This is a genomic window from Vibrio sagamiensis NBRC 104589 (assembly GCF_007990935.1).
In the GTDB taxonomy this organism is placed as follows: Bacteria; Pseudomonadota; Gammaproteobacteria; order Enterobacterales; family Vibrionaceae; genus Vibrio; species Vibrio sagamiensis.
Map to the genome: position 1 here is coordinate 113,482 of NZ_BJXJ01000003.1, position 15,204 is coordinate 128,685.

The following is a 15,204-nucleotide window of genomic DNA, read 5'->3' on the forward strand; positions in this document are numbered from 1 at the left end:
GGGTGCAGGATAAACTTAGCAGTTTTTTTTATGGTGTTACTTTGCTAGTCAAAAGATGGTTTTTTTTCGTTAAATTTTGTGCACTGGCTTTGAGTTATTGTGATGGTGTACGGCTTTGTTCAAAAAATTTTTGCTAAAGGTGTGGTTCTATGTGATCAACCTGTGCGAGTTTGCAAAAGTGACCATTTTTTGACTTTAGTGGCTTCACTTTACAGAATATAATATTTATATATTTCTAGTACTTTGGTTTATTACGAGTAAGGATTGTCTCCTTCGAGGTAAAGATGACGATATTATCATGGTTTAAAATGCGTTCAGTGCAATCAATTGCTCTGTGTTGTGTTGTTCTTTTTTCAGTAGGCTCTATGTCTGCGAGTGCAACCGAGGGTACACAATCTGCTGAAATGTCGCCGGCGGAGCAAGCAATTGTTAAACTAAAAAATGTTATTGCTGATTTGTCGCAAAGCTTGCAGCAAGTAAGTGGTGAAGAACGAGATGCCTTACAGTTACAGCTTTTTCAAAAAAATGAAGAACTGAGTAACCGTATTGCGAGTGCAATTAATCATAAGACCATTCCTCACGAAGAGCTGATCGCGCTAGTTAAAACTCAAGAACAGTATTCGGATGGCTCTATGTCTTACCTTAATGATAAGATAAAAGCGCTGAATGAAGAGATTAATACAGCTAAACCAGAAGAAAAACTGACTCTCTTAAATAGCTATCGTGAATTACAACAATATTTAGATGTCAGTTATGAAGCCAGTTGGCAGAACTTACATTGGTTGAAGACGCTGGATGTTGAAGACAAAGAGGCAATGGAGAGTTTTAAAGAACGTTTACATCAACGTATGCGTCTGCTCTCTGCCAGTATTGAATATTTGAATCAGCAGCGCGATATTATTGATTCACAGGTTTCTTCAAGCCCGGAGTCAGAGAAAGCCTCATTGCAACTCAATCAGCTTATTCTTAAACAACGGCTTGATATCTCAACAGAAAGTCTGCGTAATTTAATTACTCTTGGTGATAAGGTTGGTATAGAAACCTCTGAGTATAAACGTCAAGTATTTGAAGTAACGGGTAGTATCACGCACGATTTACTGAACACTAAAGTTATTCTGTCAATCTTGAGTCACTGGTCAAATTCGGCTATTGAATGGTTAGCGGAAAATGCACCTCAACATATTTTTCAACTGTTTGTCTTCTTCTTTATTTTGGTAATTGCGAAGTCACTTGCTAAGTTAACCAGTAAAGTGGTCAATAAGGCAGTGGCATCTAAGAACTTGAAAATGTCACACTTGATGCAAGACTTTTTTGTCTCGATGTCGGGAAAAGCCGTTTGGGTTATTGGTATCATGGTAGGTTTATCCCAGATTGGTTTAAATCTAGCACCGATCCTGACTGGTTTTGGTATTGCAGGTGTTATTATTGGTTTTGCTTTACAAGATACCTTGTCTAACTTTGCTGCAGGGATGATGCTACTTATTTATCGTCCATTCGATGTCGGTGATTTTGTCTACGCTGGTGGTGTTGATGGTAAAGTAAGTCATATGAGTTTAGTTAATACAACGATCCGAACGTTTGATAATCAAATTATTATCTTACCCAATGGTAAAATCTGGGGAGATGTAATAAAGAATGTGACTCATGAACGTATTCGTCGGGTTGATATGGTTTTTGGTATTGGCTATGCAGACGACTTACTAAAAGCTGAACAAGTATTGAATGATATTGTAACTTCTCACCCATCGGTACTGCGTACACCAGAACCTAATATTAAAGTTCATACGCTGAATACTTCCTCTGTTGATTTTATTGTTCGCCCTTGGGTGAAAACGGATGATTACTGGGATGTTTATTGGGATGTGACCAAAGAAGTGAAGTTGCGCTTTGATCGTGAAGGTATATCAATACCATTCCCTCAGCAAGACGTTCACTTGCATATGGTGGAAAAGACACAGGTATAATTAGTCAATCAAAGGCCGTTCAATCATAATTAAACGGCCTCGATCAGCATTTATACGGGCGAATAAATTCGATTACGCTTATAAGGACTTTCAGAATATGATGTGTCCTATGTACTTATTGGTCGCTAAAGAGAGACAAAAAAGAGGATAAGTACTGGTACTAATAGGCTTAAAATGAACCCGCTAACAATGGCAATAGGAACACAGCGAATACCGCCGCAACTTTGGATTACGGGCAGGGTAAAGTCCATTGCTGTTGCTCCAGCATACCCAATTACAGTATTAGGATAGCGTTGAATTAATAGAGGTATTAATATCAAAGCTAAGATTTCACGTAGTAACTCGTTAAGTAGTGCCGCACCACCTAATACATTGCCTAGGTTATCACCAATCAATATACCAGCTAGTGAGTACCAGCCAAATCCTGACGCCATGGCTAAACCGTGGTTGATGGGCAAGTCGAGCAGTAATGCAGCAATAATACCACCACAAAATGAACTCCCTATCACTACTAGTGCAATGGTGGCCCCTTTTCTGTTCAACACAATTTGTTTTAATGTCATACCGCTGTTACGTAGCTGAATACCAATAAAAAGCAGCAACACTAATAAGATGATTTCACTTACTTTGGAAACCCAAGATAAGTCGATGTTTAGCGCTAGGCCAAGTGCTAAGCCACCAGCGACAACGAATACGAGCTTTAATGATTCCACCATCATATGTAGGATGGGTAATTTGTGATGTTTGTGTGCTGATATTGTAGGCCATAAATGATCGATTATAGGTAACACGATTAAATTGCACACACTGATACAACCAAAAAAGGTCAATGTATAAAGCACAATCTGATTTAAGTTTTGGCTTAGATTGTCCAGCCCAGCAAGGCTTATCCCCATAAGCGCAAGAATAAGCAGAACCAAACGACTGGTTTGAATATTAATAAAGTTGAGGATCTTCTTACTATGAACGGGTATGAGGTAACCAATCACAAGCGGTAAAAAGATCAGTAAAAATCCTGAAAACATAGTATTCCTAGTTAATGGACTATCGTGTAGAAAAGGGATCGAAGCGTGTTATCAATAACTTATATGAGTAAATAAGCACCAGAAGATCGTTAAAGATTATAAAAGCTTAATAGTACTTTTTCTAAATTACGGGTGCAATATTAAGCCATTTTTTAATTAAACAAGCAATCAAATGTGATGATAGGATATAAATACAGTTTCACACTAATCGTAATGTCGGTAATTTCGATTGTGTTATTTGCTGCACCTGTGAAAATCCATTTCTCTGAAATTCCTAAAGGTGTTTACGGTGAGAAAACCACAGGCTAAACGAGCATGGTGTGCCAGTACGTGCAGCATGGTGGCAGTTCTTCATCGTGATTCCACTACTTATCGTGCCTATGCTTGGTTCTGACACAGTTCAAGATCTGATGAGTACTGTGATCAACATGACAGCAGCTGCTTCAATGCTACCACCGCTGTTTATCATGCTAGCTTACCTAAACCTACGCTTGAAATTAGATCACCTTGAGCGCGACTTTAAGTTTGGCTCACGCATTACAGGTATTGCGATGGTGTCAGTACTTATTGCTATCTTCACAGTGGGCTTCTTAGCATCAACCTTTCCAACTGGTGCAGATATCATGACGATTATCTTCTACAACGTGGGTGGTATTGTGATTTTCCTTGGCTATGCATGGTGGAAATACAGTAAGTATGAAAAATCATTAACAGCTGATGAGCGTCAATTAGAAGCGAAAGCGGCAGTACAGCAAGCGTAAAATAACCAGCAATAATAAGCTTTAATAACAGCCACTGATGTTTGTCAGTGGCTGTTTTGTTTTAGGTTATTTTTAGAATAATAAAGTCTTTCTAATGTCACAAAGCCAAAAAATAAAGTGTGATCAAGCAATGTAATAGCAGCATATTTGATTGTTTGTGTAAGCGTTTTCATTACACTGTTTCTATTAATTACTAATCTGTTAGATAAGAGAAAAGCAAATGGAAACAGTTTCATACGGTGATTTCGCGAAATTAGATATTCGTGTCGGTAAGATCATTGAAGTGGTACGTCATAGCAATGCTGATAAGCTTTACATCGCACAAATTGATGTCGGTGAGAAAACGCTACAAACCGTGACTAGTCTAGTGCCTTACTACACAGAAGAGGAGCTAATGGGCAAACAAGTGGTGGTGCTATGTAATTTAGCAAAAGCGAAAATGCGTGGTGAAACCTCAGAGTGTATGCTGCTTTGTGCTGAAACAGACGATGAATCAGAAAGCGTACTGTTAACACCTGAATGTTTAATGCCTGCAGGTGTGAAGATTGTTTAATGCTTGAGTGGCTACAGAAGATATACGTTGACAGCCTGTAGCCCCATTTGTAAATGGAAATACCACAAATGCTTGGAAATTCATTGCGTTGTAACGGTTCACACGGTTAAATGAGCGCAGTTAAAAAAAGAGAGCAATTATGGCAACCATCAAGGATGTCGCTCGTGAAGCTGGGGTGTCGATTGCCACTGTCTCGCGGGTGATCAATAAGTCACCAAAAGCAAGTAAACAGTCTATTGAAGCGGTGACTAACGCAATGAAACAGTTAGGTTATCGCCCCAATGCGGCCGCTAAAGCGTTAGTACGACAAAATACCGATACCATAGGTGTATTAGTGGGGGACGTATCTGATCCTTTCTTTGGTACTTTGGTTAAAGCTGTCGATGTTGTCGCTCATCAACATGGTAAGCATATTTTGATCGGTAACGGTTATCACAATGCTGACGATGAACGACGTGCCATTGAACATTTGATCAATAGTCGTTGTGATGCGTTAGTGATCCACGCTAAAGCACTGACTGACGAAGAGCTGATTAACTATGCTAACGAAGTGAAAGGTTTAGTGATCATTAACCGTCATATCCCTGCTATTGCTGAGCGCTGTATCTCGCTTGATAACCATAAAGGTGCGTATTTAGCGACCGAATATTTGATCCGTCACGGTCATCGTCATATTGCGTGTATTGCCTCTAACCATGATATTGAAGATGCCAATGAACGTGTACAAGGCTATTTGGATGCGTTAGCGGATAATAATATTAGTTTATCAGCAAGCTATATTGAAAAAGCGACTCCAGATAGTGATGGTGGCGAAACGGCGATGATAAATCTGATCACCAAATCATTACCGATGACAGCGTTGGTGGCTTACAACGATTATATGGCAGCTGGCGCATTAGCAGTGTTACAAGAAAATGGTATTCAATCACCGCAGAAGATGTCGCTGGTGGGTTTTGATGACGGCTTAATTGCCCGCTATACCACTCCAGGGTTAACAACGGTTCGTTACCCAATTCAGATGATGGCAGAAAAGGCCGCTAATCTTGCATTAGCCTTGTCAGAGGAGCAGGTGGTTGATACTGAAGAGATGCGTTTTTCTCCAACTTTAGTGCGTCGAGGCTCAGTTGAGCGCTTAGCCTCTGAGCAGTACTGAACAGATTGATATAACAAAGCCGACATGATGTCGGCTTTGTTGTTTGATGGATGCGAAATATACACTTGATGTATCTTATTTATAATCAAACGTATATGTTGTGAAATAATTATATTGTTCATTAGGCTTCAGCAAACAACTAACCTGTTCCCATTCTGGGTGGTTAGGTGAATCTGGTAAAAACTGGGTTTCTAACGCCAGCCCTGCGTAATCTTGATATTGCTTGCCATCACAAGCAGGAGTACCCGCTAACCAATTTCCGCCATATAGTTGCACTGCTGGTTTATTGGTTTTTACTGTCATGGTGACTTTGCTATCAGGGGAAATTACTTCAGCAATAATCTCATCAGGCTTTCTTGTTGGGTTTAGCACAAAGCTATGATCGTAACCTTTAGCTTGCTGCTGTTGTTCCTCAGCTAGTAAGTCCTTACTTAGTGTTTTACTTGTTCGGAAATCAAAGCTGGTATTTTCAACAGGTTGTGGCTTGTCGAGTGGTATACCAAGGCTATTGGTCGGCAAATAATAGTCAGCATTAATACGTACTGTATGTGAGCGATTATCACCGTCCCAGCTCGCCCCTTGTAGATTAAAGTAACCGTGATTAGTTAAATTAACGGGTGTGGTTTTATCGGTATCAGCAAGGTAGTGAATGGTCACTTCATTGTTATCGGTTAAGGTATAACGCACCGCAACATTTAGAGTACCAGGAAAGCCCTGATCACCATCTTCAGAGACTAAACTAAATAAAACGCTATCTTGGCTTTGCGCTACGATTTGCCAGCGACGTTGGTTAAAGCCATTTTCACCACCGTGAAGGCAATTACCATGTTGATTGGTTGATACTTGGTATGCTTGACCATCAATACTGAAGCGACCATTGGCAATGCGGTTAGCATATCGACCAACAGTTACACCCATGTAGCTTTGTTGGGCATAAAAATCAGCAAGGTTATCGACGCCTAATAACACTTCTCGTTGTTCGCTGCTGCTAAGGGGAAGGCAACAACTTAACCAAGTAGCACCAATGTCCATCAGCACGATACGCATTCCATGGCTATTGGTGAGTTCAATGACATTAGCTGGCTTGCCATCGTAGGCGAGCTGCTGAGTCATAGCGTGCATGAGTGGGCTTTGCATTGGTGCTCCTTACCTGTTTATTGGTTAGTGACTGAATGAATTAAGCAATTTTGCCTGCGCCATCTTTAGCTTGGCAGACGTAAATAGACTCTTTTAGCCCTGTTGCAGCTTGGTATTTCGCTTCAACGGCTGCTTTTACATCATCCACTAATGTTGGTGGGACGAGTGCGACAATACAGCCACCAAAGCCGCCGCCTGTCATACGTACACCGCCTTGCTCACCAATCACGTCTTTAACGATTTCAACAAGGGTATCGACTTCAAATACCGTGATTTCAAAATCATCGCGCATAGAAGCATGAGATTGTGCCATTAGCTCACCCATACGCTTCATATCATGATTACGTAGAGCTGTCGCTGCTTCAATGGTACGATCGTTTTCAGTGATCACATGGCGAGCACGTTTTGCTACTAATTCATCTAACTCATGCGCATTAGCATTAAATTGCTCAATGGTGACATCACGCAGTGCTTTGACGCCAAAGATACGTGCAGCCTCTTCACATTGCTGACGACGGGTATTGTATTCGCTATCTATTAAGCCACGTTTTTTATTGGAGTTGATGATCACAACTGCCATGTCTGCAGGCATGGATACCGCTTGGGTTTCTAGGCTACGGCAATCTAATAACATCGCATGATTTTCACGACCTTCGGCAGAGATCATTTGATCCATGATGCCGCAGTTACAGCCCACGAATTGGTTTTCAGCTTGCTGACCATTTAAGGCGATTTCTGCTTGGCTGATCTCAAGGTTATAAAGCACCTTAAAGGTTTGACCAATCACCACTTCCAGCGCTGCAGATGAGCTTAATCCTGCACCTTGCGGAACGTTACCTGTTACTGCGATATCAGCACCTGTAAAAGTAAAACCACGTTCAAATAAACATTTCACTACGCCACGAATGTAGTTTGCCCACATCTTATCTTGTTGGAATTCGATAGGTTGGGTGAGATCAAACTCATCGGTAGCGTTGTCATAATCAACCGATACCACACGGATGATATTGTCAGTACGAGGTGCAGCAGCAACAACAGTTTGGTAGTTAATAGCACAAGGTAAAACGAAGCCATCGTTGTAGTCGGTATGCTCGCCAATCAGGTTTACACGACCCGGTGCTTGAATAAGGTGGCTTGGTTGGTAGCCTAATACTGTGGTGAAGGCGTGTTTAACGTTTGAAATTAGATCTGACATAAAAAACTCTCACAAAATAGGGTAACTCATGCCGCTGTTATATCAGCGGCACAATGTAATTAAGCAATAACTTATTGTTGTTCTTTGTAGTGAACATCACTGAGATCACGTAGGCGTTGTGCTGCTTGCTCGGCGGTTAAATCACGTTGGCTCTCGGCTAGCATTTCATAGCCGACCATGAATTTACGCACAGACGCACTACGTAGTAATGGCGGATAAAACAGCGCATGTAATTGCCAATGGTCAATGTCAGTGCCTTGCTCAAAAAAAGGTGCGTAATGCCAGCCCATTGAGTAAGGGAAAGAGCATTGGAATAGATTGTCGTAACGGCTTGTCAGCTTTTTAATCGCTACTGCTAAATCGTCACGTAGCGCATCGGTGAGTTCATTCATACGGCGGATATGCGTTTTTGGTAGAAGCATGGTTTCGAATGGCCATGCAGCCCAATAAGGCACTAGCGCCACCCAATGTTCGGTTTCAACCACAATGCGCGAACCGTCTTTTAGCTCAGCTTCAACGTAATCGACCAATAGGTTGCGACCATTTTCTTGGTAGTACACCTTTAGGTTGTGTTCTTTACGTTCGATTTCATTCGGTAAAAAGCTATTAGCCCAAATTTGACCATGTGGATGCGGTTGTGAGCAGCCCATGGTTTCGCCTTTGTTCTCAAAAGCTTGTACCCAAATGTAATCTTTACCTAGTTCTTCAATTTGATCGTTCCAGGTATCAATCACGCCGCGAATTTTTTCAACGGGTAGTTCAGGTAAGGTTTTGCTGTGATCGGGAGAAAAACAGATCACACGGCTTAAACCACGAACCCCTTGGGTTTTAAATAGCGGATTAGTCGATTTTGGCGCTTCTGGTGAATCCATCATTAACGCTGCAAAATCATTACTAAACACATACGTGCCTTGGTAATCAGGGTTTTTATCGCCAGAAATACGCTCGTTCGTTGGGCAAAGGAGACACTGCTCGTCATAGCTTGGTAGTTGCTCGGTTGATGGCTTTTCATCTTGACCACTCCAAGGACGTTTAGCACGGTGTGGCGAGACTAAAATCCATTGACCCGTCAGTGGGTTATAACGGCGATGTGGATGATCAACAGGGTTAAATTCAACTGCAGACATGTGTTTTACTCTCTTAATTAATAACCGTTAGGATTGTTTGATTGCCAGTTCCAGGTATCGACTGTCATCTCTTTTACACTGCGCGTCGCTTTCCAAAGGAGATCACGTTCAGCTTTGTCTGTGCTTGCCCAACACTCTGCAATATCACCAGCACGACGAGGGCAAATGATGTAAGGCACTTGATTGCCACATGCTTTAGCAAATGCGTCGACCATTTCTAATACGCTAGAGCCTGTACCTGTGCCGAGGTTGTAGATATGTAATCCTGCTTTTTCACGAAGAACATTGAGTGCTGCGATGTGACCATCTGCCAGATCCATGACGTGAATGTAGTCGCGAACACCTGTGCCATCTGGGGTTGGGTAATCGTTGCCAAAAATAGATAACCGATCACGGCGACCAATCGCCACTTGAGCAATAAATGGCATTAAGTTATTAGGGATCCCTTGTGGATCTTCACCCATAGTGCCGGAAGAGTGCGCGCCTACTGGGTTGAAGTAACGTAGTAGGGTAATGCTCCAATCGTTTTCAGCATGGAACAGATCCTTAAAGCACTCTTCCACCATGTATTTGCTACGACCATAAGGGTTGGTGGTTGCTCCTGTTGGTGAGTCTTCGGTGATGGGTACCATTTCAGGATCGCCATATACGGTCGCTGATGAGCTAAAGACAATGCTTTTCACGCCAGCTTTTCGCATCGCGCGAGCCAACACTAAAGAGCCATTAACATTGTTGTCGTAGTATTCCAGTGGTTTTTCGACCGACTCCCCCACAGCCTTTAAGCCAGCAAAGTGGATCACCGCTTTAATATCGTGTTTGGCAAAGACGCTATCGAGAAACACTTCATCTTGGACGTTACCTTGGTGAAACACTGGCATTAAGCCCGTTAATGCTTCGATACGTGCCAATACACCGATTTTGGCATTGGATAAGTTATCGATAATGACAGGAGTGATCCCTGCTTGGATCATTTGTACGCATGTGTGGCTGCCGATGTATCCCATGCCGCCGGTGACTAAAACTTCCACTATTTTCGCCTCTGCTTAATTTGGGGAGAGGAGATCCGCGTATTGCGTATCTCGACCTTCTGTAAAAAAGTCTACCAATGAAGTGAACTAACGATCTGTGACTGACTCATCAGTTTGTAAACGTTTACATTTGGTTTGTGAAATGCGGGCAGAGAAAAATAGAATGAATATATATAACTATCTGAATAATTGAGCTATGTGTGATTTTTGATAAACTTTATTAAATTCCAGCGTAATGTAACAATTTTTACTAAAATCTTCAGACACAATATAAAACCGTAATAAAAAGTGTTATTTTCAACTTATCTCACTCGGATAGTGAGCTAAGTTGACGGGAAGCAAAGTAAGTATGGCGACACTAAAAGACATAGCTATTGAAGCAGGGGTTTCTCTTGCAACGGTATCGCGTGTGCTCAACGACGATCCATCATTAAGCGTAAAAGAAGAGACTAAACAACGCATTTTTGAGATTGCTGAAAAACTCGAATACAAAACCAGCAGTTCAAAAAAAGCTGTGGTTGAGAAAAAACAACAGCATTGCTTTGTGGCACTTTATAGCCATAAGCAAGAAGCGGAAGTGAATGATCCATATTATCTTTCTATTCGCCATGGGATTGAGACCCAATGCGATAAGCTCGATATAGATTTGATCAACTGTTATGACGGTAAGTTTGATGCCTATGATGCAACGATTTCAGGGATACTGATTGTTGGACGATGCTCAGATAAGCTATTGAAAGAGTTAGCAAAGAAAACAGATAATATCTGCTTTGTAGATTTTTCAGATAATTCAGAACGTTACGACAGCGTGGATATTGACCTTGAAAGGCTCAGTAAACAAATTGTCGATTTCTTTATTGAGCAAGGCTACCCAGGTATTGGTTTTATTGGCGGACAGGATCAGGCAAATACCGCTGATATTCGTGAAATTGCTTTTTCTGAATACGGCCAGTTAAAAGGTGTAGTAAATAATAAAGACATTTATCGCGGTGATTTTTCTAGTGCTTCTGGTTATGAGCTAGCTAAGCAGATGTTTGCTAATGGCGATTACCCAAGTGCTCTATTTATTGCTTCTGATTCTATTGCTATTGGTGTGCTACGCGCAATCCATGAGCAAGGGTTGTCTATCCCAGAAGATATTGCGCTGATCAGTGTCAATGATATACCGACTGCTAAGTTTACCTTTCCCCCGCTTTCTACCGTGCGTATTCACGCTGAAGTAATGGGCATTCAAGGAGTGAATTTACTAGTCGAAAAGGAGCGAGATGGGCGAGTTCTCCCTCTACAAGTCTATGTATCAAGTAAGCTAAAGCTGCGTGGCACAACGAAATAGCATCAATGAAGTATTTATAAGGCACTGTTTTGGCAGTGCCTTTTTATTTTCTGTGAAAAGTGTTGCGTTATCTACATTATTTCTTTCTTTTATTTTAACTTCTATTTCTTCTTTTAAGCCGATCACAAGCTTGGTTTAAATCCTCTCTTAAAATGTGATTCTCTTAATGTAAAACGTTTTCACTTATTCTCTTTAGTAAAAGTTTTACTAAAATCCCTTCCGGCAGATTCATCGTCATTATTACGATTGAACACAGTTTAAAAAACGTCGGTTTGAGCCGGGAGGCATAAAGTGAACAACTGGGAAAACTTCCAACATCTGCATGAGAATCGCATGGCACCGCGTGCTTATTTCTTCTCATACGATTCAGTTAAACAAGCAGCGACTTTTCAACGTGAACTAAGTAGCCGTTTCATGCAACTTAGTGGTCAGTGGCAATTCGAATACTTTTCAAATCCATTATTAGTACCAGAAGAATTTTACAGCCAGCCAATGACACAGTGGGGACAAATCACCGTTCCTAACATGTGGCAGATGGAAGGTCATGGCGATCTTCAATACACAGATGAAGGTTTCCCATTCCCAATCGATGTGCCGTTTGTACCATCTGATAACCCAACTGGCGCTTACCAACGCACATTTACATTAGGTGCGGATTGGAACGACAAACAAACCATTATCAAGTTTGACGGTGTTGAAACTTACTTTGAAGTGTATGTGAATGGTCAATACGTTGGGTTTAGTAAAGGTAGCCGTTTAACCGCAGAATTTGATATCAGCGCATTTGTTCAGCAAGACAATAACTTACTGTCTGTTCGTGTGATGCAGTGGGCGGATTCCACTTACATTGAAGATCAGGACATGTGGTGGACAGCGGGTATTTTCCGTGATGTTTACCTTGTGGGTAAAGAGCTGTTACATGTACGTGATTTTACGGTACGTACTGACTTTGATAGTGCATACCAAAGCGCCACATTAAGCTGTGATGTTGAGTTAGAAAACTTAACGGCAAGCGAACAAACTGCCTTGGTGGAATACCAGTTAATGGATGGCACAACACCTATCGCTGAAGGTGCGGTGGCTGATCTTTATGTTGCTGATAGTGCTAAAGCGCAGTTTACCATTGATGTGATAGCTCCTGTGCAATGGAACGCTGAGAATCCATACCTTTACCAGCTATTGCTGACGCTAAAAGACAGTCAAGGCAATGTATTGGAAGTGATCCCGCAGCGTGTTGGTTTCCGTGACATTAAAATACGTGATGGTCTGTTCTACATCAACAACAAATACGTGATGCTACACGGTGTGAACCGCCACGATAACGATCATCTTAAAGGTCGTGCGTTGGGTATGGATCGTGTCGAGAAAGATTTAGTGCTAATGAAGCAGCACAACATCAACTCTGTACGTACGGCTCACTATCCAAATGATCCTCGTTTCTACGAGTTGTGTGATATTTACGGTCTGTTTGTGATGGCGGAAACCGATGTGGAAACACACGGTTTTGCCAATGTCGGCGATTTAAGCCGTATTACCGATGACGCTGAATGGGAAACGGTGTTTGTTGATCGTGCTGTTCGTCATGTTCACGCTCAGAAAAACCATCCGTCAATCATCATGTGGTCAATGGGTAACGAATCAGGCTATGGCTGTAACATTCGTGCTATGTATGCGGCAACTAAAGCGATTGATGATACTCGTTTAGTGCATTATGAAGAAGATCGTGATGCTGAAGTGGTGGATGTGATCTCTACGATGTACTCACGCGCGCAATTGATGAATCACTTTGGTGAATTCCCACATGCGAAACCTCGCATTATCTGTGAATACGCCCACGCAATGGGTAATGGCCCTGGTGGTTTAACGGAATACCAAAACGTGTTCTACAAGCACGATCATATTCAAGGTCACTACGTATGGGAATGGTGTGATCACGGCATTCTAGCTCGTGATGAACACGGCACTGAATTCTACAAATACGGCGGTGATTACAACGATTATCCGAACAACTACAACTTCTGTATGGATGGTTTGATTTACCCAGATCAAACACCGGGTCCTGGCTTGAAAGAATATAAGCAAGTGATTGCGCCAGTAAAAATCCGTGAAGTGGATGCAAAACAAGGTCAATTCATTGTTGAGAACAAATTGTGGTTCTCGAACATTGATGATTACACCATTACCGCAGAAGTGCGTGCTGAAGGTGAAACCTTGTTGGTTGAGCAGATCAAACTAACGGATCTGGCTGAAAACTCAGAGCAGATGATCACCTTAGCGTGGCCTGAGCTTGATGAACGTGAAGTCTTTGTCAACTTCACTGTGCGTAAAGATTCTCGCACTCGCTACAGTGCAGCAAACCATGATATTGCGGTTTACCAGTTCGAGCTAAAAGCGAATACCGCACAGTTGGAAAGCTTTGTTAATCACAATGCGACTGAATTAGCGATTGAAGAAACACGCTTAGATTATGTAGTGAAAGGTTACAACTTTGAACTTAACTTCTCGAAAGTGGACGGTAAGTTAACATCATGGTTAGTTGATGGCAAAGAGCTGATTCAATCTTCGCCTAAGCTGAACTTCTTCAAACCAATGATCGATAACCACAAGCAAGAATATGAAGGTCTATGGCATCCTGCTCACCTACAAATCATGCAAGAGCACTTCCGTAGCCTTAATGTGGAAATGATCGATGGTCAGTGTGAAATCATTGTCACTAGCATTATTTCACCGCCAGTGTTTGATTTTGGTATGCGTTGTCATTACCGCTACCAAGTCAATGCGCAAGGTCAGTTAAATGTGGAATTAAGTGGTGAGCGTTACGGTGATTACCCACATGTGATTCCAGTGATTGGTTTGGATTTGGGCATTAATGGCGAGTTTGATCAGGTGCAATACTACGGTCGTGGTCCTGAAGAAAACTACCAAGATAGCCGTCAAGCTAACATGATTGATGTTTACAGCACCACAGTTGCTGACATGTTTGAAAACTACCCGTTCCCACAAAATAACGGTAACCGCCAACATGTTCGTTGGGCTGCATTGGCTGATAAACATGGCACAGGTGTATTAGTAAAACCACAGCAAGAGATTAACTTCAGTGCATGGTTCTACACTAACCAAAACCTTCACCAAGCACAGCATACCCATGAGCTTGAGAAGAGTGGTTACATCACTCTAAACCTAGATCACCAAGTGATGGGCTTAGGCTCTAACTCTTGGGGTAGTGAAGTGCTCGATTCATACCGCGTTTACATGGATAGCTTCCGTTACGGTTTAACGATTCTACCATTCACTGCTAGCGATTGCCGACCACAAGTGTTGGCAAATTACGACTTTGACTCAGCATTTTTCACAACAATGGATCCACAAACGAATAAGGCATAATCCATGATCGTATTAGATAGCTTAGCGCAATTTAAATTGGTGTACCGCAATGGACGTAAATGGAACCGTTGTGTAGAAGCCATTGAAAATATTGAAAACATCCAAGAAGGTGTGATGCATTCGATTGGTGATTCACTGGTGTACATGGTGCAAAACGGTGTGACGCCAACCAATGGTATGTTTACTGGCAACCGTCGTTACTTTGATGTGCATTACTACCTTGAAGGCATTGAGCAAGTGGAAGTGGCGGAGAAAGCACAATTAACCACAGAAGTAGCTTACCAAGATGAAACAGACCGTGAAACCTTGGTGGGCAGTGGTGAAGTCATTGCGTTATCAGAAGGGCAAATTGCGATCTTTGAAAACGACAAAGCGTACCGTTTCTTAGGTGAAAACCCGGTGAGAAAAGTGGTGCTAAAAGTGACCATCGAAGATGGCTACTTCTTGAATAAATAGTTCCAAGTAAGCGTAACAATCAGGCTCACAGTATGAGCCTGAAATTTTGATATTCATATTCATGTGATTGGCAACGAGTCTCATGAAT

Annotated in this window: 11 protein-coding genes and 1 pseudogene; 7 read left to right on the forward strand and 5 right to left on the reverse strand. The window is 41.9% G+C overall.

Annotation, left to right across the window (positions count from 1 at the left end; translation table 11 throughout):
• Window positions 1–365: 365 nt before the first annotated feature.
• Entirely contained in the window at window positions 366–1,964 is a 1,599-nt protein-coding gene (locus VSA01S_RS02670; protein WP_371860742.1) for a mechanosensitive ion channel domain-containing protein, read from the forward strand.
• Window positions 1,965–2,089: 125 nt separating this feature from the next.
• Here VSA01S_RS02670 and VSA01S_RS02675 read toward each other — a convergent pair whose 3' ends face one another.
• Window positions 2,090–2,989 carry a LysO family transporter gene (locus VSA01S_RS02675; protein WP_039980605.1) on the reverse strand — a complete coding sequence of 300 codons (900 nt, stop codon included), beginning with the start codon at window positions 2,987–2,989 and terminating at the stop codon, window positions 2,090–2,092.
• 240 nt (window positions 2,990–3,229) lie between these two features.
• On the opposite strand from VSA01S_RS02675, the pseudogene VSA01S_RS02680 reads away from it, so the two are divergent.
• The 3 genes and pseudogenes from VSA01S_RS02680 to VSA01S_RS02690 all read left to right on the forward strand — a co-directional run.
• Window positions 3,230–3,750, forward strand: a pseudogene (locus VSA01S_RS02680) (amino acid permease); the annotation flags it as partial.
• Window positions 3,751–3,970: 220 nt separating this feature from the next.
• On the forward strand, window positions 3,971–4,303 hold the full coding sequence (locus tag VSA01S_RS02685; RefSeq protein ID WP_039980604.1) for a tRNA-binding protein: 333 nt from the start codon (window positions 3,971–3,973) through the stop codon (window positions 4,301–4,303).
• Window positions 4,304–4,442: 139 nt separating this feature from the next.
• Window positions 4,443–5,456: a substrate-binding domain-containing protein gene (locus VSA01S_RS02690; RefSeq protein WP_039980603.1), complete on the forward strand. Its 1,014-nt coding sequence runs from the start codon at window positions 4,443–4,445 to the stop codon at window positions 5,454–5,456.
• Between the two features lie 75 nt (window positions 5,457–5,531).
• On the opposite strand, the gene galM is transcribed toward VSA01S_RS02690, so the two are convergent.
• The 4 genes from galM to galE all read right to left on the reverse strand — a co-directional run bounded on the left by galM (window position 5,532) and on the right by galE (window position 9,943).
• Window positions 5,532–6,593, reverse strand: a complete 1,062-nt coding sequence (gene galM / locus VSA01S_RS02695) for a galactose-1-epimerase (protein ID WP_039980602.1) — start codon at window positions 6,591–6,593, stop codon at window positions 5,532–5,534.
• Window positions 6,594–6,633: 40 nt separating this feature from the next.
• The gene (gene galK, locus VSA01S_RS02700; protein ID WP_039980601.1) at window positions 6,634–7,788 is read right to left on the reverse strand and encodes a galactokinase; all 1,155 of its coding nucleotides are present in this window, start codon (window positions 7,786–7,788) and stop codon (window positions 6,634–6,636) included.
• A 71-nt stretch (window positions 7,789–7,859) separates the two neighbouring features.
• The gene (locus VSA01S_RS02705; protein WP_039980600.1) at window positions 7,860–8,915 is read right to left on the reverse strand and encodes a UDP-glucose--hexose-1-phosphate uridylyltransferase; all 1,056 of its coding nucleotides are present in this window, start codon (window positions 8,913–8,915) and stop codon (window positions 7,860–7,862) included.
• A gap of 17 nt (window positions 8,916–8,932) precedes the next feature.
• Entirely contained in the window at window positions 8,933–9,943 is a 1,011-nt protein-coding gene (galE, locus tag VSA01S_RS02710) for a UDP-glucose 4-epimerase GalE (protein WP_039980599.1), read from the reverse strand.
• A gap of 349 nt (window positions 9,944–10,292) precedes the next feature.
• Here galE and ebgR point away from each other — a divergent pair, with 349 nt between their 5' ends.
• The 3 genes from ebgR to VSA01S_RS02725 all read left to right on the forward strand — a co-directional run bounded on the left by ebgR (window position 10,293) and on the right by VSA01S_RS02725 (window position 15,116).
• Window positions 10,293–11,276: a transcriptional regulator EbgR gene (gene ebgR / locus VSA01S_RS02715; protein WP_039980598.1), complete on the forward strand. Its 984-nt coding sequence runs from the start codon at window positions 10,293–10,295 to the stop codon at window positions 11,274–11,276.
• Window positions 11,277–11,567: 291 nt separating this feature from the next.
• Window positions 11,568–14,660 carry a beta-galactosidase subunit alpha gene (ebgA, locus tag VSA01S_RS02720; RefSeq protein ID WP_039980597.1) on the forward strand — a complete coding sequence of 1,031 codons (3,093 nt, stop codon included), beginning with the start codon at window positions 11,568–11,570 and terminating at the stop codon, window positions 14,658–14,660.
• 3 nt (window positions 14,661–14,663) lie between these two features.
• Window positions 14,664–15,116 (forward strand): beta-galactosidase subunit beta, encoded by a 453-nt coding sequence (locus VSA01S_RS02725; RefSeq protein ID WP_039980596.1) that lies wholly within the window; start codon window positions 14,664–14,666, stop codon window positions 15,114–15,116.
• The last annotated feature ends 88 nt before the right edge of the window (window positions 15,117–15,204 follow it).